17 protein-coding genes are annotated in these 18,396 nt (G+C 63.3%); 11 read left to right on the top strand and 6 right to left on the bottom strand.

Going from position 1 to position 18,396, the window contains the following annotated elements:
- The first annotated feature begins 181 nt into the window (after positions 1-181).
- The gene (locus LDN82_RS16760) at positions 182-1,048 is read left to right on the top strand and encodes a GntR family transcriptional regulator (RefSeq protein ID WP_224165091.1); all 867 of its coding nucleotides are present in this window, start codon (positions 182-184) and stop codon (positions 1,046-1,048) included.
- Between the two features lie 218 nt (positions 1,049-1,266).
- Here the strand turns inward: LDN82_RS16760 and LDN82_RS16755 are convergent, their stop codons facing one another.
- From LDN82_RS16755 to LDN82_RS16740, 4 genes are all read right to left on the bottom strand, one after another.
- Positions 1,267-2,061: an amino acid ABC transporter ATP-binding protein gene (locus tag LDN82_RS16755; protein ID WP_224165090.1), complete on the bottom strand. Its 795-nt coding sequence runs from the start codon at positions 2,059-2,061 to the stop codon at positions 1,267-1,269.
- An 11-nt stretch (positions 2,062-2,072) separates the two neighbouring features.
- Positions 2,073-2,864 (bottom strand): amino acid ABC transporter permease, encoded by a 792-nt coding sequence (locus LDN82_RS16750; protein WP_224088482.1) that lies wholly within the window; start codon positions 2,862-2,864, stop codon positions 2,073-2,075.
- A gap of 102 nt (positions 2,865-2,966) precedes the next feature.
- The gene (locus LDN82_RS16745; protein ID WP_224165089.1) at positions 2,967-3,767 is read right to left on the bottom strand and encodes an ABC transporter substrate-binding protein; all 801 of its coding nucleotides are present in this window, start codon (positions 3,765-3,767) and stop codon (positions 2,967-2,969) included.
- Between the two features lie 158 nt (positions 3,768-3,925).
- On the bottom strand, positions 3,926-5,290 hold the full coding sequence (locus LDN82_RS16740; protein WP_224165088.1) for an isochorismate synthase: 1,365 nt from the start codon (positions 5,288-5,290) through the stop codon (positions 3,926-3,928).
- A 91-nt stretch (positions 5,291-5,381) separates the two neighbouring features.
- On the opposite strand from LDN82_RS16740, the gene LDN82_RS16735 reads away from it, so the two are divergent.
- The 3 genes from LDN82_RS16735 to LDN82_RS16725 are packed head-to-tail and all read left to right on the top strand — an operon-like array spanning position 5,382 to position 8,631.
- Positions 5,382-6,152 (top strand): demethylmenaquinone methyltransferase, encoded by a 771-nt coding sequence (locus LDN82_RS16735; RefSeq protein ID WP_224165087.1) that lies wholly within the window; start codon positions 5,382-5,384, stop codon positions 6,150-6,152.
- A 22-nt stretch (positions 6,153-6,174) separates the two neighbouring features.
- Positions 6,175-7,518, top strand: coding sequence for a geranylgeranyl reductase family protein (locus LDN82_RS16730; protein ID WP_224165086.1), 1,344 nt, complete (start codon positions 6,175-6,177; stop codon positions 7,516-7,518).
- Between the two features lie 9 nt (positions 7,519-7,527).
- Positions 7,528-8,631, top strand: coding sequence for a polyprenyl synthetase family protein (locus LDN82_RS16725; RefSeq protein ID WP_224165085.1), 1,104 nt, complete (start codon positions 7,528-7,530; stop codon positions 8,629-8,631).
- 408 nt (positions 8,632-9,039) lie between these two features.
- On the opposite strand, the gene LDN82_RS16720 is transcribed toward LDN82_RS16725, so the two are convergent.
- A complete protein-coding gene (locus LDN82_RS16720; protein WP_224088473.1) occupies positions 9,040-9,462 on the bottom strand; it encodes an SMI1/KNR4 family protein in 423 nt (140 codons plus the stop codon).
- Positions 9,463-9,475: 13 nt separating this feature from the next.
- Entirely contained in the window at positions 9,476-10,147 is a 672-nt protein-coding gene (locus LDN82_RS16715; protein WP_224165084.1) for a trimeric intracellular cation channel family protein, read from the bottom strand.
- Between the two features lie 63 nt (positions 10,148-10,210).
- Here LDN82_RS16715 and LDN82_RS16710 point away from each other — a divergent pair, with 63 nt between their 5' ends.
- The 7 genes from LDN82_RS16710 (at position 10,211) to LDN82_RS16680 (ending at position 18,320) form a co-directional block, all read left to right on the top strand.
- Entirely contained in the window at positions 10,211-10,915 is a 705-nt protein-coding gene (locus LDN82_RS16710; protein ID WP_224165083.1) for a CbiX/SirB N-terminal domain-containing protein, read from the top strand.
- 152 nt (positions 10,916-11,067) lie between these two features.
- Positions 11,068-12,810 (top strand): nitrite/sulfite reductase, encoded by a 1,743-nt coding sequence (locus LDN82_RS16705; protein ID WP_224088467.1) that lies wholly within the window; start codon positions 11,068-11,070, stop codon positions 12,808-12,810.
- Entirely contained in the window at positions 12,807-13,520 is a 714-nt protein-coding gene (locus tag LDN82_RS16700; protein WP_224088465.1) for a phosphoadenylyl-sulfate reductase, read from the top strand. The genes LDN82_RS16705 and LDN82_RS16700 overlap by 4 nt, the downstream gene beginning before the upstream one ends.
- Positions 13,517-14,464 (top strand): sulfate adenylyltransferase subunit CysD, encoded by a 948-nt coding sequence (cysD, locus tag LDN82_RS16695; protein ID WP_224088462.1) that lies wholly within the window; start codon positions 13,517-13,519, stop codon positions 14,462-14,464. Before LDN82_RS16700 ends, cysD begins: the two co-directional genes overlap by 4 nt.
- Positions 14,465-15,877 (top strand): GTP-binding protein, encoded by a 1,413-nt coding sequence (locus tag LDN82_RS16690; protein ID WP_224088460.1) that lies wholly within the window; start codon positions 14,465-14,467, stop codon positions 15,875-15,877.
- A gap of 113 nt (positions 15,878-15,990) precedes the next feature.
- A complete protein-coding gene (gene mmuM / locus LDN82_RS16685) occupies positions 15,991-16,944 on the top strand; it encodes a homocysteine S-methyltransferase (protein WP_224088458.1) in 954 nt (317 codons plus the stop codon).
- 227 nt (positions 16,945-17,171) lie between these two features.
- Entirely contained in the window at positions 17,172-18,320 is a 1,149-nt protein-coding gene (locus LDN82_RS16680) for an ABC transporter substrate-binding protein (RefSeq protein ID WP_224165082.1), read from the top strand.
- Positions 18,321-18,396: the final 76 nt, after the last annotated feature.

Below are 18,396 nucleotides of genomic sequence, written 5' to 3'. Positions count from 1 at the left end.
AAGCAGGTGACTCGAACTTCGCTTTCACGGCATCTTCGGTGATTCCGTTGATCGAAGTTGTACGTACCTTTGATACGTACAATAATAGGTGGTGTGGATCACGTCAAGGCCGGTTGTTGTATGGTCCCCATCGCGGACCGAGGCTTCAGGGCTAAGATTGGACAGCGGCAAAGGAGTCAATGTGAGTTTGGAATCGGCAGAAGCAGCGGCGGAGCCGGTGGGACGCATCAGCCCACTGAGCCGGGACAGCGGCGGTCCTCTCCACGCTCAAATCCGGGACATCCTTCACCGTCAGATCGTGGACATGGCACTGTCCCCAGGATCTTCATTGCCCACAGAAGAAGAGCTGCAAAGGCAGTTCGGGGTCTCCCGCAGCGTGGTGCGCCAAGCTTTGTCCGGACTTTCTGACCTTGGACTGATCCGGCGTCAACGCGGCCGGGGCAGCGTCGTAGCATCGACGCCCGTGCTCCGACGCCACGTGCAGCGCGCAGGCGGCCTGGACGAACAAGCCGCGGCGCACGGCCAGCGCCTCCGCACCCATGTCATCAGCGTGGAACCCGCCGAACCACCCCAACCGGGCATCGACGCCCTCAACACCACCAATACCTGGAAAATCGAGCGGGTCCGCTACCTCGATGACCTTCCCGTAGCATTCATGCGAACGTGGGTCCCGCGAGACTTCTTCCCGCACTTCACGGCCGAACTGCTCGAAGACGCGTCGCTACTGAGCCTGATGCGCGACCACGGATACCACCCCGCCGGCGGGCCCCGCCAAGTACAGGCAGTCTCATCAGATTCTGACCTGGCCCGAAGGCTGAACATCAATACCCGCGAACCACTGCTCCTGCTCCAGGGAGTTACTCGCGACGCCCTCGGCCACGGCCTCGAATGGTTCAACGTCTGGCACAGCCCCAACACGGTCTTCGACGTCGATGCGCAAGTCACAACCCAGCCTGGGCGCGTCTCGCAAGAGCACATCCGGCGCTTGCGGAACCTGACCCAGCAGTTGGAATCAGAATTAGCAGATCTCGAACGAGGAGCACACTAGAAGGCGGCCATTCCTCGGCTCAGATCCAGTCACGCTCGGAACCCCCGAGTCTCATAGCTGATATGCCTCAAACGCTGGTATTTCGAGACGGGCATAGCCGGGGAACCGAGTGGATTTCGCGGTAGTTACGGCGACACAGAAACGGGAGGGCGACACCCACATATAGGTGTCGCCCTCCCGTTTGCGCGGCGCCAGCGAATTTGCGCGGCGGCGAAGCGTCAGTCCTCCACGACGTCGATGTGCGTCGGGTCCAGAACGCGGCGCAGGAATTCCTTGGTTCGCGGCTGGGACGGGGCGCTGATGACGTGTTCCGCCGGGCCTTCCTCCACTACGACGCCGGCATCCATGAAGACCACGCGGTCAGCCACTTCGCGGGCAAAGCCCATCTCGTGGGTGACCACCAGCATGGTCATGCCTTCCTGGGCCAGTTTGCGCATGACGGCCAGGACGTCACCCACCGTCTCCGGGTCAAGGGCGGACGTTGGCTCGTCGAAGAGCATCAGCTGCGGATCCATGGACAGCGCGCGTGCAATGGCTACGCGCTGCTGCTGGCCACCGGAGAGCTGGTCCGGAAAACGATCGGACAGGTGTCCAAGGCCAACGCGTTCGAGGTTGCGGCGCGCGACGTCGGCGGCCTCGGACTTGGACCGCTTGAGGACCTTCATCTGCGAGATGGTGCAGTTGTCCAGCACGCTCAGGTGCGGGAACAAGTTGAAGTGCTGGAACACCATGCCGACGCTCTGACGCATGCGGTTGAGGTCGACGTCGGGGTCGGTGGCCTCGAACTTGCCTACGTTGATGGTGCCCGCATTTGGGTGTTCAAGCAGGTTCACGCAGCGCAGGAGGGTGGACTTTCCGGAACCCGAGGGCCCGATCAGGCACACGACCTGGCCCGGTTCAACGGTCAGCGAGATGCCTTTGAGAACCTCATTGTTGCCGTAGGACTTGCGGAGGTCCTTGATGTCCACGCCTGCGGCGCGAACGGCTGCGGTGCTCCCGGTGGAGTTATTCATGACTGTCCTGCCTATCGCTTCGTCCGCGCGGAGCGGCTTTCGAACTTCCGTGCCAGGAGGCTCAAGGGGATGGTGATGACCAGGTAGAAGGCACCCGCCACAAGCAACGGCGTGAGGCCGGCTCCGAGGCTGGAGATGCCGTCGCGGCCGAACTTGGTCAGCTCATACTGGGACGCGGTGAGGCCCAGGACGTAGATCAGCGAGGAGTCCTTGGTGAGCAGGATGATCTCGTTGGTCAACGGCGGCAGGACGATTTTGAACGCCTGCGGAATGACGATGGAGACCATCGCGCGCCAGTGCGGCATGCCAAGGGAGCGGGCGGCTTCCATCTGTCCCTTGGGCACGGCCTGGAGGCCGGCGCGCAGGGTTTCGGCGATGTAGGCGGAGGCCACCATGCCCAGGGAAACCATGACCACGATGTTGACGTCCCACTGGACGCCGAAGGCCAGGGGAACACCGTAGCCAAAGGCGATGAAGACCAGCAGGGCGGGGACGCCGCGGAAGAATTCGATGTAACCGGTGGCGAGCCAGCGGTAGAGGGGGAAGGACGAGAGCTTCATCAGGGCGAGCAGCAGACCACCGGAGAGGCCCACAACGAAGGCAAGCGCCGTGTAGATGAGGGTGTTCTTGAGGCCGATCAGGAAGATGTCGGGGAACATCGGGCCGATTTTGGCGAAGTTGAAGACGCTGTTTCCAACGGTCTTCCAATCCACGGCGAGGATTACTGCGGCCAGGGCCACAACGAAGATCCCGGCCTGTACGTACAGACTGACTTTGGCTCGTTGACGTGCAGTCATTGCCATGGTGTTCTCACATTCGTAGTGCGCAGGTGGGGCCCCGAACGGACTGCTTTAACAGATCGTTGCGGGGCCCGCCTGCGTGATTCTGGGGAGCCGGGGCTCGGACTACTTCTTGGTTGCTTCGCCGAACCAGGTTGTCTCGAACTTCTTCAGGGTGCCGTCATCGGTGAGGCGCTTCAGGGTCGCATTGACGGCGTCAGCCATGGCGGTGTTGCCCTTCTTGATGGAGATTCCCAGCTTCTCGCCCGTTGCGTAGTCTTCAACGCGCTTGAGCTTGGAATCGTCCATGATGGCATAACCCAGAACCGACTGGTTGCCGACGGCGGCGTCGATGGTGCCTGCCTTGAGGGCCTGGACCAGGAGGCCGGAGTCCTCGAACTGCTGGGCGTCGATTCCCTTGTCCTTGGCGTACTGGGCGCCGGTGGTGGCCTGCTGGACGCCCACCTTCTTGCCCTTGGCACCGTCAAGGTTGTTGATGCCCGAGGACGAGGTAGCCACGAGGGTCAGGTCGTCGTCCATGTACGGGTTGGAGAAGTCCATGACGTTCTTGCGGACATCGGTGATGGAGATTGAGGAGATGGAGACGTCGCAACCAGTCAGCGCAGTGCCGGTCTCGATTGCTTCGAAGGAGCTGTCCACCACGTTGAGTTCGGCCTTGAGGTCCTTGGCCACTTCGTTGGCGATGTCCATATCGAAGCCGACGATCTTGCCGTCCTTCTGGAACTCGAAGGGCTCGTAGGGGACATCCGAGCACACAGTGAGCTTGCCGGCGTTGATGAGCTTGGGGCCTGAGCCACTCGAGGCAGCCGGGGTGGAGGCGCCACCGCAGGCGGTCAGGGCCAGGGCGCCTGCTGCGAGCACGGCGGCCATCTTGGTGCCGGACAGAACCGAACGGGAGATCTGCATGTTTTTTACCTTTTGTTGCAGTGGATGCTGAGCTGAGTCGGTTTTAGTGTAGCGCCCAACGTGAGATGTGCATCACAGGAAACTTAGTTTCACTATCAGATAACTAGTTTAGCGAATATGCAAGTGCCACCCGCGAGTCCCAGTCTGAGATCCCAGATTCAGCGCTGGATCCCCAGGGCCTCGAGCATTGGCCGGAATTTGGCCCATGTCTCGGCAAGCTCAGCCTCCGGCTGTGAACCTTCCACGATCCCGCAACCTGCGTAAAGACGCACCGTGTTGGCGTCCTCGATGACCGCGCCGCGCAAGGCAATGCCCCATTCGCCATTGCCGGCAGCATCAAGCCAACCCACCGGCCCGGCGTAGGGGCCACGGTCCAGGTGCTCCAGTTTCCGGATCAGCGCACCGGCCACCAAAGTAGGCGTTCCGCACACTGCCGCGGTTGGATGCAGTGCGTTGATCAGGGCCAAGCACGTGGGCACATGACCTTCAATATCAGCAAGCTCGGCTTTGACGTCCGAGGCCAGATGCCACACGTTGGGCAGTTCCAGAATGAAGGGCTCGCTGTGGGAGTTCATCGCCTCGGAAAACGGCGCCAGCTGGCGGGTCAGCGAATCAATCGCAATCTCATGCTCGTGGCGCTGCTTTTCAGATCCGGCCAGAACCCGCTCGGCGTAGGCCATGGGGGATCCGTCCACACCTTCGGCGTCGCGTCGATCCAACGTGCCGGCCAGCACACGGGCCTGAGCCGTGCGACCCTCCACCTGAATCAGCATTTCCGGTGTCGCACCCACCAGGCCGTCAACGCCATACGTCCAGCATTCCCGGTACCGTGCCGCCAGCTGGCGTAGCACCTCCGCAGCGTTCACGCCGGCAGGAAGGTTGGCTACGACGTCGCGCGCCAAAACAAGTTTCTCCAGCTTGCCGGTGCGGATTTCCGCCACGCCGTTGGAGACGGCCTGCATCCAATCCGTTTCGCTCAACGACCCCCGGCTGAGGTAACCAGCCGCACCGTTGGGCGAAAAAGCGTCAGGTGACAGCCCGACGTCGGACCCTCCTGGCGTAGTGGCCTCACCATCGGCTTCATATGGGTCGGTGCTGTTCAGCCAGCGGTCCAGGGCGGCGAGGACGCCCGTCTCGGTGAGCTCGGCGTCGTCGAAAGTCAGTTGGGTGGCCCAAGCGCGGCCATCGCGGATGCCGACCACCATCTCAGGGACGATCAGCCGGGAAACGTGCGGGGACATCTTGGAAAAAGCGAACGAGCCGAACGCAACCGGGCCAGTGCCCGGGATCTCCACGTGATCGATGATTTCGGCCTCAAGAATGAGGTGCCGCCACCAGATATCAGCCTCAAGGAAGCGCTCAGGTCCCGAGGCGTTGAACCGTGTCAGCTCGCCGTACCCCACCAGACCGGCTTCGCGGCGTGACCAGCAGAGGACGTCGTCCCGGACCAGAAACGACGGCAGCCCCCCGGAGGATGATTCGACATCGAGGGGGACTGTCAAGGTACGGAGCGTGCTCGTCATGATGGAACAACAGTACTCCCGCGTGCCGCCAGAACCTGAGCCGAGTTCTACAGCGCAGCAAAGTCGGCTGAATGTCTGAGACAATTGCAGGGTGAACCGAGCATCCTTGGAAAAGCGTCCGGACGAAGTTGCGACGATGTTTGACGATGTCGCCCCCAAATACGACGTCGTGAATGACGTCCTCTCCATGGGGCAGACGCGTCGGTGGCGCCGCATCGTGGTCGATGCCATGGATGTGAAGGTGGGCCAGAAGGTCCTGGACCTCGCCGCTGGAACGGGCACCTCAAGCGAACCGTACGCCGATGCCGGCGTGGATGTCGTGGCCTGCGACTTCTCTCTGGGCATGCTCAAAGTGGGCAAACGCCGCCGCCCGGACATCGACTTCATCGCCGGGGATGCCACCAACCTGCCGTTCGCGGACAACAGCTTTGACGCTGCCACCATTTCCTTCGGCCTGCGGAATGTTGTTGAACCGCGCAAAGCCCTCGAGGAAATGCTGCGCGTCACCAAGCCCGGCGGCCGGCTGGTCATCGCGGAATTTTCGCACCCCGTGGTGCCGCTGTGGCGCAACCTCTACACCGAATACCTGATGCGCGCCCTCCCGGCCATCGCCACCAAGGTCTCCTCCAACCCGGATGCCTACGTCTACCTGGCAGAGTCGATCCGCGCCTGGCCGGACCAGGACCACCTTGCCCAGTGGCTCAGCGACGCTGGCTGGACGGACATCACCTACCGCAACCTCAGCGGCGGCATCGTTGCCGTACATCGCGCGCAGAAGCCGGCCGAGCACCGCGAAAGCGTGCCCGTGGCCAAGCTTCGCCGCCAGATCAAACCGCGCCGGTCCGGCAGCCAGCCCACCTGACGTGCCACTTATTTAGGACGACGTGAAAGTACTGATTGTTGGCGCGGGACCCGCCGGGTCCACCGCCGCGTATTACCTCGCCCAGGCCGGCATTGATGTCACAGTCCTGGAGAAGACCTCCTTTCCCCGCGAAAAAGTCTGCGGCGACGGTCTCACCCCGCGCGCGGTCCGTGAAATCCAGAAGCTCGGATTGCCGCATGCCGAGTCCGAGGGCTGGCGCCGAAACAAGGGTCTTCGACTCATTGCTGGCGGCCGTACCATCGAGCTGCCTTGGCCGGAGGTTTCAGACTTTCCTACCTACGGACTGATTCGGACCCGGCTGGGCTTCGACGAAGAGTTGGCCCGTCACGCACAGGCCGCGGGCGCCGTCGTGCTTGAACGCCACAGCGTCACGTCCGCCCTGCAGTCCGACGACGGCCGCGTCATCGGCGCACGGGCGTCCATCCTCGACGAGTCCGGACGCAAGACGGGCGAAACGCGCGACTTCCATGCCGACGTCGTACTCGCTGCGGACGGCAACTCCACGCGAACCGCCGTGTCGCTGGGTATGCACAAGCGTGATGACCGTCCGTTGGGCGTCGCCGTGCGAACTTACTTCACATCTCCCAGGCATGAAGACGACTGGATGGAAGGCTGGCTGGAGCTCCCCGGCAAGTCCGGCAAGCCGCTGCCCGGCTACGGCTGGGTGTTTGGGGTCGGCGACGGCACGTCCAATGTTGGCCTCGGAATACTGAACTCTTCCAAGGAATTCGGCAAGCTGGATTACAAGCAGGTCCTGCGCGAATGGACGGCTGGAATGCCCGCCGATTGGGGCTTCACGCCTGAGAACCAAGTGGGGGAGATCCGTGGCGCCGCGCTGCCCATGGGCTTCAACCGCACGCCGCACTACTCACCCGGACTGCTCCTGCTGGGCGACGCCGGTGGCATGGTGTCCCCCTTCAACGGCGAGGGTATCTCCTACGCCATGGAGTCGGCCCGGTTCGCGGCTGAGTTCCTTATTGACTCTGCTTCACGTTCCGCTTCCGCCGGATGGACCGCCGACGACGCCGACGCCCACCTTTCGCGGTACGCGGACTATGTGCGGGACCAGTGGGGATCGCACTTCACTTTGGGTCGAATGTTTGCTTCCTTGATCGGGAAGCCGGCCGTCATGAAGCTCGCACTGCGCACGGGCATGCCCATTCCGATGCTGATGCGCTTCGTGGTGCGTATGCTCGCAAACCTTACGGACCCGTCCGCGAAGGGCTTCGAAGATCGCGTAATCCGCGTCCTTGAGATGCTCGTCCCGGCCACGTCCAACACTTCCCCTGTCCGTCCTTTTAAGGCGGCAGACTCCGACACCGCGGTTTCCGCAACAACTAGTTAGGGTTAAGCCGTGACGAATTCTGCCGAACACAGCTGGACGCATGCCGGGCACGGCCTGCCGGACACTGTTGAGCCTGCCCCCAACACCACCGCCATCGCCACAGGGCTCCAGCTGCCCGCCGGTTTTGCCGCCATCGCCGGCGACGCCGAACTCGGCCCAGCCATCACCACCAACCTGGCCCGCGTGGAAAAGAAGCTGCGCGAAGCGATCTCCAACTCGGACCCCCTGGCTGACGCAACGTCGCGCCACCTGGTGGAAGCCGGCGGCAAGCGTATCCGTCCGCTGCTCACATTGTTGTGCGCACACCTGGGAGATGCGTCCCGTCCCGAGGTGGTCCAGGCGGCAGTTGTGGTTGAACTGACGCACCTTGCAACCCTGTACCACGACGACGTCATGGACTCCGCACCCTTCCGCCGCGGCGCCCCGACGGCCCATGAAGTGTGGGGCAACTCGGTGGCCATCCTCACCGGCGACCTCATCTTTGCCCGCGCCTCCATCCTCGTCTCCGAGCTCGGCTCCCGTGCCCTCGGCATCCAGGCCCGCACCTTCGAACGCCTTTGCCTCGGCCAGCTCCATGAAACCGTGGGCCCGCGCGAGGACGAAGACGCCGTGGAGCACTACCTCTCCGTCATCGCCGACAAGACCGGCTCCCTGGTTGCAGCCTCCGGCCAACTTGGCGCAATCTTCGCCGGTGCCGATCCCACATACGAGGACGTCTTGGTTGAGTACGGCGAGAAGGTGGGCGTGGCCTTCCAGCTTGCCGACGACGTCATCGATGTCACCGGCGTGAAGGTCAAGTCCGGCAAGTCCCCGGGCACCGACCTCCGCGAAGGCGTGCCCACCTTGCCTGTACTCCTGCTCCGCCGGGATGCTGCAGCGGGGGATTCCTCAGCGGCTGCCCTGCTGGAGTTGGTGGACGGCGACTTGACGTCCGACGCCGCCCTTGCCGATGCTGTGGCTGGTTTGCGCGAACACCCTGTGACCACCGAATCCTGGAAGATCGCCCGCCAGTGGTCTTCGGAGGCCATTTCGGCTCTGGCGCCGCTGCCTGAGGGCGTTGTTAAGACGTCGCTGACCAACTTCGCGCACGCAGTGGTGGACCGGAGCAGCTAACTTCCTCGTTCCGATTAACGCAACGCGGGGTCACTTACGGCCCATAAATCCCCTTGGGATGGGCCGTAAGTGACCCCGCGTTGCTTAATGTGCTGTGTTTTGCAGCTATATGGAAAACTCCACGGTTCCGTAAATAAGATCATGGTTGTTGGAAAATCCTTGACGCAAAAAGTTGCGTATGTGACAGAGTTGTCATAAGCTATTCACGGATCCACTAAATGCCTCCGGTGGGTCTGATGCGAACGGAGATTGTGGTCCCGGTTCGGTGCAGCGTATGACTCGTAACGTTGCAGCGGACCGGGGCCATTCCGTTTAACAGCAAGACCTCAAGGGAGGGCTATCGACAGCCCAAATAAAAACAGCCCCCGCGCCACCATCAAGGGGAGCGCAGGGGCTGCCAGTCAGAACTTAGTCTTCGTCGTTGAACGCCCACTCGAACATGTCGAAAACGAATTCGGAGAACGTGCCTTCTTCGCTCTTCCACTGGCCGCGGGCGTTGTTGCGGCGCCAGACGATGGGGTCCGGGATGCTGACATCGGCGATGCGGAAGCCCCAGGTGAATTGTTCCTCTTCGTCCTCCAGGAACATGAGGAAGCCTTCGTCATCCACCTCGAGTTCCTCGGGATCCCAGAAGTAGTGGTACGCCTCCATGAGGTCCTCGCAACCACCGAGGGCAAGGTAGAACTCACGCAGAGCCAGGGGGATCGTAAAGGAGTGATCGGCGAGGGCCTCGTCCAATTCCTCTGGTGTGAGGCCGTCTTCTTCCTGCCATTCATCCTCGAGATACTTTGGGACCAGCGCGCGGAACTTCTCGAGGAACATGTCAGTCATGCTCTTATCCTAGCTAATCGCGGGCACCCGAAATTGCGCCCGTCCCGGTGCCCGCACGCTGCCATCCGCGCACGGCCAGTGGCACGTACCAACTGCGCCTCCAGGCTGTGACGCGGAAGGCAAAAACAATGCCGGCCACCAGGCATGCGGTGAGCCCGCTGAACAGGCCAAGGTGCCAGAGCAGGGTGGTCAATCCGGCCCCCACAAACGCGGGTAGCGCGTAGATGTCGCGGGCATCAAAAAGAGTTGGAATCTCGTTGGCGGTGATGTCGCGCAGCAGACCGCCGCCCACTGCCGTGGTGACGCCCAAAAGGATTGCAGCCACTGGATTCATGCCGGATGTGAGTGCCTTCAACGTCCCGGTGATGCAGAAAAGGGCCAGCCCGCCGGCGTCGAACAGTGTTAACAGGGAGGTGAAGCGCTGCACTGAGGAGAACAGGAAGTACACCAGCAGCGCAGCGAGCAGTGGCGGAATCAGGTAGATCGGGTTTGTGAAAGCAACAGGTGGTCCGGCGTTGATGACGACGTCGCGGATCGCACCGCCACCCAGCGAGACGATGGAGGCGAGGAGCACTGAACCCACGATGTCGAATTGTTTGCGGGCTGCCAGCAGCGAACCCGAGACCGCGAAGAAGAACACGCCGACCAGGTCAAGCCACAGAAGGACAATGTCGATGGAAATCAAGTGGACGGGTTCTTTCTGCCTGCGACTCTCGGTAGGTGCTGGCTCAACGTTACGCTAGCTCCCATGAACAGCCCCGTTTTGATCGCTTGTGCCCACGGAACCCGCAACGCCGAAGGCCAGGCCGCCATCCGTCGCGTCATGGCCGAAATCGAAGCCCTGCGCCCCGGCCTGCAGGTCCTTGAGGCGTACGTGGACGTGCAGGAACCCGAGTTGTCCGGGGTGGTGGAGGGTCTGCCCGAGGGGACTGCCGCCGTCGTCGTACCGCTTTTGCTCAGTACCGGCTTCCACATCAAGGTGGACGTGCCCAAGGCGATCAAGAGCCGGCCGGAAGTAGTGGCCGCGAGGCCGCTGGGTCCGGACCCGCGCTTGGCGGAGCTGCTTGCCACCCACTTGCGCGCCGCCGGACTGAAGGAGAACGACGGCGTGCTGCTGGCTGCCGCAGGATCATCCCTTCCGGACGGCTCGGTGGACTCGGAGGAGCAGGCGCGCCAACTCGCTGAGCTGCTGCCGAACAAGGTTCGCGTCGCCTACGGTGCCAGTGCACAGCCAACAGTGCCCGACGGCGTCGCCTCCTTGCGCGCCGAACTCGCCGAAGACGGGGCAAACGGCAGGGTTTTCGTCGCCTCTTACCTGTTGGCAACGGGCTACTTCCACGACCAGCTGGCCAAGGCTGGGGCGGATATTGTTACGGCTCCTTTGCTGCCGTCGCCGGTTCTGGCGGAGATAGCACTGGAGCGTTACGACGCCGTGTTGGCAAGGGCGTCCTAACCTTTATTGGCGCGGAGGGAGCCCAAAAAGGACCTGCATATACGGGCTCCCGGGACAAGGCCGCTGGCGTGTTCGTGACGAAATGTTTCCCTAGGTGACTTAGCGTTTCCGGACCTTTGCTGACGAAAACTGGCCAGACCTAAAGTCGACGTATGACAGATACAGCTGTAGCCGGTGCGCCCGCGGACTCCGCAGTCCCCTCGCGCCCAGCACGCACCCGCCCTGCCGCCAAGCCCCACGGCCAGTGGAAGGTTGATGGCACTGCGCCGCTCAACGCCAACGAAACCTGGAAGCAGGAAGACAACGGGCTGAACGTCCGTGAGCGGATTGAGTCTGTCTATTCCAAAGAGGGCTTCGACTCGATCGACGGCACCGACCTTCACGGCCGTTTCCGCTGGTGGGGCCTCTACACCCAGCGCAAGCCCGGGATCGACGGCGGCAAGACCGCAACCCTTGAGCCGCACGAGCTCGAAGACAAGTACTTCATGCTGCGCGTGCGCATCGACGGCGGTGCGCTGACCACCGAGCAGCTGCGCGTTATCGGCCAGATCTCCGTGGACTTCGCCCGCGGCTCGGCTGACCTCACGGACCGCCAGAACATCCAGCTCCACTGGATCCGCGTGGAGGACGTGCCCGAAATCTGGCGCCGCCTCGAATCCATCGGCCTGTCCACCACCGAGGCTTGCGGCGACGTTCCCCGCGTCATCCTCGGCTCCCCGGTTGCCGGCATCGCCAAGGACGAGATCATCGACCCCACGCCGCTCATCCACGAGCTCGCAGAGCGTTTCATCGGCGACCCGGAGCTGGCCAACCTGCCTCGTAAGTACAAGACCGCCATCACGGGCCACCCGTCCCAGGACGTAGTGCACGAGATCAACGACTTCGCCCTGGTGGGTGTCGTCCACCCCGAGCTCGGCGCAGGTTACGACCTCTGGGTTGGCGGCGGTTTGTCCACCAACCCGCGCCTTGCCGAACGTCTCGGTGTTTTCGTCTCGGCCGACGTCGCCGCTGAAGTGTGGCTGGGCGTCACCAGCATCTTCCGCGACTACGGCTACCGTCGCATGCGCACCAAGGCCCGCCTGAAGTTCCTGATGAACGACTGGGGTCCGGCCAAGTTCCGCCAGATCCTTGAAGACGAATACCTTGGCTTCAAGCTTCCGGACGGCCCCGCCGCTCCCAAGCCGACGGCTCCCGGCGACCACATCGGTGTCCACGAGCAGAAGGACGGCAAGTTCTTCATCGGCGTGACCCCCACGGTTGGCCGCACGTCCGGCGAGGCGCTGGTCAAGCTCGCCGACACGCTGGAGCAGCACGGCAGCTACCGCCTGCGCACTACTCCCCACCAGAAGCTCGTCATCCTGGACGTTGCCAAGGAGCAGGTGGAGCCGCTCATCGCTGAACTGGACACCCTGGGCCTTTCCGCCCGTCCGTCCGTGTTCCGCCGCGGCACCATCGCCTGCACAGGCATCGAGTTCTGCAAGCTGGCCATCGTGGAAACCAAGGTCACTGCGGCTACGGCCATCGCCGAGCTGGAACGCCGCCTGGCTGACCTCGTGGAGACCAAGCAGCTGCCGCAGGCACTGTCCCTCCACATCAACGGCTGCCCCAACTCCTGCGCCCGCATCCAAACCGCGGACATCGGGCTCAAGGGCATGATGCTGCCAACGCCCGACGGCGACCCCACCCCGGGTTTCCAGGTCCACCTCGGTGGCGGGCTGGCCAACAACGAGCGTGAGGAAGCCGGTTTGGGACGTACCGTCCGCGGCCTCAAGGTCACGGTCGAAAACCTGCCTGACTACGTGGAGCGTGTGGTCCGCAAGTTCGTCGCCACTGGCGCCGAGGGCCAGACCTTCGCGGAGTGGGCACTCTCCGCAGATGAAGGAGACCTCCAGTGACAGTTGCAACCAAGCGTTCCAATGAAGAACTCAAGGCTCTGGCCGAGGCCGGAGCTGCAGAGCTCGGTTGGAACGCACCCGCCCGCGATGTCATCGCCTGGGTGGCCCGGAACTTCGAGCTGCCCGCAGTGACGGTCGCCTGCTCCATGGCCGATGCCGTACTGCCGGCCTTGGTCGCTGACCAGCTTCCCGGCGTCGACGTCTTGTTCCTGGAGACCGGCTACCACTTCAAGGAAACGTACGAAACCCGCGACGAAGTCGCCGCCAACCTGCGCGTCAACGTGGTGGACGTCCTCCCGGAGAACACGGTGGAACAGCAGGACCGTTTGCTGGGCAAGGACCTGTTCGCCCGCGACCCCGCCCAGTGCTGCGCGCTGCGCAAGGTAGAGCCGCTCCGCCGCTCACTTGGCGGCTACGAGGTGTGGTTCACCGGTGTGCGACGCGACGAAGGACCCACCCGCACCAACACGCCGGTGATCACTTGGGACGAGGGCTTTGGCCTGGTCAAGGTGAACCCGATGGTCGACTGGACCTTCGACCAGCTGGTCGAGTACTCCGAGGACAACATCCTTCCCGTCAACCCCCTCCTGAGCCAGGGCTACCCGTCCATCGGCTGCCAGCCCTGCACCCGCAAGGTGGCCCCGGGTGAAGATCCCCGCGCCGGCCGCTGGGCAGGATCCGACAAGACAGAATGCGGACTACACACATGAGCACATACACAACTGAGGAGTCCACCCTGGTGACTGAAGCCGCTGTCTCTACGCGCCTCTCCAGCCTGGACACCCTTGAGTCCGAGGCCATTCACATCATCCGTGAAGTTGTTGCTGAGTTCGAGAAGCCTGCGCTGCTGTTCTCCGGCGGCAAGGATTCCGTGGTCATGCTGCACCTGGCCACCAAGGCTTTCTGGCCGGGCAAGGTTCCTTTCCCGGTCCTGCACGTGGACACCGGCCACAACTTCCCGGAGGTCATCGACTTCCGTGATCGCACCGTTGAGCGTCTTGGCTTGAAGCTGGTTGTTGGTTCGGTCCAGGAGTTCATTGACCGTGGCGAACTGGCCGAGCGTGCCGACGGTACCCGCAACCCGTTGCAGACCGTTCCGCTGCTGGATGCCATCCAGCGCAACAAGTTCGACGCCGTGTTCGGCGGCGGCCGCCGTGATGAGGACAAGGCCCGCGCCAAGGAGCGCATCCTGAGCCTCCGCGATGAGTTCGGCCAGTGGGACCCGCGCAACCAGCGCCCCGAGCTGTGGAACCTGTACAACGGCCGCCACACCGTGGGCCAGCACGTCCGCGCGTTCCCCATCAGCAACTGGACCGAGCTGGACATCTGGCGCTACATCGAGCGCGAGAACATTGAGCTCCCCAGCCTGTACTACGCCCACGAGCGCGAGGTGTTTGCCCGCGACGGCATGTGGCGTGCGGTAGGCGAGGTTTCCGAGCCGTTGCCGCACGAGGAAGTCATCACCAAGCTGGTTCGCTACCGCACGGTGGGCGACATGTCCTGCACCGGTGCCGTCGAATCCGACGCACGCACCGTGGCCGACGTCGTTGTTGAAGTCGCTGCCTCCACCCTGACCGAACGTGGCGCCACCCGAGCAGATGACCGCATCTCCGAGGCAGCCATGGAAGACCGCAAGAAGGACGGCTACTTCTAAATGAGCACCGATACCGTATTCCTGGATGGCGGGCTTGAGTCCGCGCCGCTCCCGTCTACTCTCTTCCGCTTCGCAACGGCCGGATCGGTGGACGACGGCAAGTCCACTTTGGTGGGCCGCCTCCTTCACGATTCGAAGGCGATTCTTGCTGACACGCTCGACGCCGTTGCCCGCACCTCTGCGGACCGCGGCTTCGGTGGGGACAAGGGCGGGATCGACCTCGCCCTCCTGACCGACGGCCTCCGTGCCGAGCGCGAGCAGGGCATCACGATCGACGTCGCATACCGCTACTTCGCCACCGACCGCCGCAGCTTCATCCTGGCGGACTGCCCCGGCCACGTTCAGTACACCAAGAACACGGTGACTGGCGCGTCCACTGCGGATGCCGTCGTCGTGCTGATCGACGCACGCAAGGGTGTCCTTGAGCAGACCCGCCGCCACCTGTCCGTGCTGCAGTTGCTCCGGGTTGCCCACGTCATTGTGGCGGTGAACAAGATCGACCTCGTTGACTTCAGCGAACAGGTGTTCCGCGACATCGAAACTGACGTGCAGAAGGTTGCCCGCGAGCTGGGACTTGGTTCCGACGGCGTGGCGGACCTGCTGGTGGTTCCGGTTTCGGCGCTCGACGGCGACAACGTCGTGGACCGCTCGGACCGCACCCCTTGGTACACCGGTCCTGCACTGCTTGAGGTCCTTGAAACGCTGCCGGCCGCTGACGAGCTGGAAGCCGAACTGGAGAGCTTCCGCTTCCCGGTGCAGCTGGTCATCCGTCCGCAGGGCGCCTTGGCACCGGACGCCGTGGCGGCTGGGCTCGATGTGGAGGCATACCGCGATTACCGTGCCTACGCAGGCCAGATCACCGAGGGCTCCGTCAAGGTTGGCGACGAAGTCACCGTGTTGAGCCCGGGCCACGAGCCGCGTATCACCCGGATTACCGGCATCGACTTCGCCGGCAAGGAACTTCAGGAAGCGGCTGCTCCGCAGTCCGTTGCCGTTCGTTTGGCTGACGAGATCGACATCGCCCGTGGCGACACCATCGCTGCCGCAGGCACGGTCCGCGAAAGCACGGCTGACCTGTACGCCTCGCTGTGCTGGCTCTCGCCCAAGCCCCTGCGTGAAGGCCAGAAGGTCCTGGTGAAGCACGGTACGCGCACGGTCCAGGCCCTGGTTCGCAACGTCACCGGCAAGCTGGACCTGGCAACTTTCAACGTGGAGCCTGCCTCGAGCCTTGAGCTCAACGACATCGGACACGCCCAGCTTCGCCTGGCTGCTCCGTTGCCGCTGGAGAACTACCTGCACCACCGCCGTACAGGCGCGTTCCTGGTGATCGACCCCATCGACGGCAACACCCTTGCCGCCGGCCTGGTCAAGGACCACCCTGGCGATCACGAAGACGAGCGCTACGTCATCTAAGGTCGAAGAGTCAGATAGACCGCAGCTTGTTCGAAAATCCCGGCCTTGTACGGCGGGGGACCTCGAACAAGCTGCGGTTTTTTCATTGAGCGATTAAGCAGGAAGATCACTACATGCCACAGAACACAGCACTCAGCACCCTGTTGGACGCCGGCCAGGACCTCGTCCTGGATGGGGCCCTTGCCACCGAATTGGAGGCCCACGGCTGTGATCTTGAGGATGCCCTATGGTCGGCCAAGGTCCTGCTGGAACAGCCACACCTGATCAAGCAGGTCCACCGGGACTATTTCGACGCCGGTGCCTCCGTGGCGATCACAGCGAGCTACCAGGCAACTCCCCAGGGGTTTGCGCGTCGCGGGCTATCCGTGGAGGAATCGCTGGAGTTGGTGGCCCGGAGCGTCCGACTGGCCGACGAGGCCCGCCGCGAGCACGCTGCGGCGAACCCTTCCAGCGGCCCTCTTCTGGTGGCCGGATCCGTAGGTCCCTACGGCGCCTATCTGGCTGACGGCTCGGAATACCGGGGCGACTACACCCTGAGCGGTGCGGAGTTCATGGATTTCCACCGCCCGCGCATCGCCGCCCTTGTGGATGCCGGGGCGGACTTCCTGGCGTGCGAGACCCTGCCGTCGTTCGCCGAAGCGGAGGCGCTGTTGGCGCTCGTGGCGGAGTTCGACGTCGAATCCTGGTTTACGTTCACCCTGCGGGATGCGGAGCACATCAGTGATGGAACGCCGCTGGCGGACGTGGCTGCGCTGCTCCGCACGGAACCGCGGGTAGCCGCCGTCGGGGTTAACTGTGTGCCGCTGGAACTGGTGACGTCTGCGCTGGGGACGCTGAACGAAGTATCGGACAAACCGTTGGTCGCGTACCCGAACTCGGGGGAGACGTACGACGCCGTCACCAAGACGTGGGGCCCTTCCGCGGGTGGCCACGGCACGACTACCCTCGCCGGGAACGCCGCTGACTGGCGCGAGCGTGGAGCCCGGCTGATCGGTGGCTGCTGCCGCACGACGCCGCAGGACATCGCAGAGCTGGCAGCAAACATGACGTCAAGTGACCTTGGGTGAACCCAAGTGCCGCACAACCCCACGCAACATTGAAGGCCTGGCGGCGAATATGACGTCACGTGACCCTGCGTGAACGTTGGTTTCCATGGGATTGAAGCGGAAATATGACAGTCCCTACTGTGAACTTATGACCTTTCCGGAATGGTCCTTCCTTGCCCCGAACGGGCGATGTTAAGGGGCCTGATCTTCGCCCCTTTTCGCATCCCACATCTCCTTAGGACCTCCCCATGGCAAACACCCCCGAGTCACAGAAGCCCGATTCCGGCACCACCCGCATCGTCGCTGGTGAGACCAACAAGCCCAAGCGCCGCCGCGGCCTTGAGATCGGACTGGCCGTCGGCCTGGCCCTGCTGATCGGTGCAGGCGCCGCAGTGGCCTCCGTCGTCTCCCAGAACAACCAGGCCGCCCCGGCTCCTACGACGTCCCCGGCTGCCGAGCTCAAGCTCGGCTACTTCAGCAACGTCACCCACGGCCCGGCCCTGGTTGGCATCAGCAAAGGCATCATCGCCAAGGACCTCGGCGATACCAAGCTGAGCACCCAGATCTTCAACGCCGGCCCTGCCGCGATCGAAGCCTTGAACGCCGGCGCCATCGACGCCGCATACATCGGCCCCAACCCGGCCATCAACTCGTTCGTCAAGAGCAACGGCGAGTCCGTCAGCATCATCGCCGGCGCCGCAGCAGGCGGAGCCCAGCTGGTGGTCAAGCCCGAAATCAACTCCGCGGCTGACCTCAAGGGCAAAGTCCTCGCCTCTCCGCAGCTTGGCGGGACGCAGGACGTAGCCCTCCGCGCATGGTTGGGCCACCAGGGCTACAAGACCAACCCGGACGGCAGCGGCGACGTCAACATCAACCCGACCGAAAACGCCCAGACCCTGAAGCTCTTCCAGGACGGAAAGCTCGACGGCGCGTGGTTGCCTGAGCCGTGGGCCTCCCGTTTGGTCCTGGAAGCGGGCGCGAAAGTCCTCGTAGACGAGAAAGACCTGTGGGACAAGGGCGAATTCACCACCACCATCCTGATCGTGAACAAGAAGTTCGCCGCTGAGCACCCGGAAACCGTGAAGGCACTGCTCAAGGGCCATGTTGAATCCGTGAACTGGCTGAACTCCGCAACGCCAGAAGAGAAGGCCAGCACCATCAACGCTGTCCTGAAGGACACGGCCGGCAAGCCGCTCCCCGCCAACGTGATCGACCGCGCACTGAAGAACATCACCTTCACCACTGACCCGCTCGCGGGAACGTACAAGAAACTCCTCCAGGACGGTGTGGACGCCGGCACCACCAAAGCCGCCGACATCAACGGCATCTTCGACCTCCGGGCATTGAACGAAGTAGAGGGCAAGAAGACGTCCGCTGCAGGGCTCGGCCAGGACTAAGCACCAACCGGCTGGTCCGCTTCCCCTCCGGAATACGGGTGGGGGAGCGGGCCGGCCTTCAGCCATATCAGCTCCA

It is taken from the genome of Arthrobacter sp. StoSoilA2 (genome assembly GCF_019977195.1).
Taxonomy (GTDB): Bacteria; Actinomycetota; Actinomycetes; order Actinomycetales; family Micrococcaceae; genus Arthrobacter.
Note: the sequence above shows the minus strand (reverse complement) of the source record. Positions and strands in the feature narration are given on the sequence as shown.

Coding starts and splice junctions, on each gene's coding strand:
- LDN82_RS16755 (WP_224165090.1), bottom strand. CDS start 2,061: ATGAATAACTCCACCGGGAGCACCGCAGCCGTTCGCGCCGCAGGCGTG.
- LDN82_RS16750 (WP_224088482.1), bottom strand. CDS start 2,864: ATGGCAATGACTGCACGTCAACGAGCCAAAGTCAGTCTGTACGTACAG.
- LDN82_RS16745 (WP_224165089.1), bottom strand. CDS start 3,767: ATGCAGATCTCCCGTTCGGTTCTGTCCGGCACCAAGATGGCCGCCGTG.
- LDN82_RS16740 (WP_224165088.1), bottom strand. CDS start 5,290: ATGACGAGCACGCTCCGTACCTTGACAGTCCCCCTCGATGTCGAATCA.
- LDN82_RS16720 (WP_224088473.1), bottom strand. CDS start 9,462: ATGACTGACATGTTCCTCGAGAAGTTCCGCGCGCTGGTCCCAAAGTAT.
- LDN82_RS16710 (WP_224165083.1), top strand. CDS start 10,211: ATGAACAGCCCCGTTTTGATCGCTTGTGCCCACGGAACCCGCAACGCC.
- LDN82_RS16705 (WP_224088467.1), top strand. CDS start 11,068: ATGACAGATACAGCTGTAGCCGGTGCGCCCGCGGACTCCGCAGTCCCC.
- cysD (WP_224088462.1), top strand. CDS start 13,517: ATGAGCACATACACAACTGAGGAGTCCACCCTGGTGACTGAAGCCGCT.
- LDN82_RS16690 (WP_224088460.1), top strand. CDS start 14,465: ATGAGCACCGATACCGTATTCCTGGATGGCGGGCTTGAGTCCGCGCCG.
- mmuM (WP_224088458.1), top strand. CDS start 15,991: ATGCCACAGAACACAGCACTCAGCACCCTGTTGGACGCCGGCCAGGAC.
- LDN82_RS16680 (WP_224165082.1), top strand. CDS start 17,172: ATGGCAAACACCCCCGAGTCACAGAAGCCCGATTCCGGCACCACCCGC.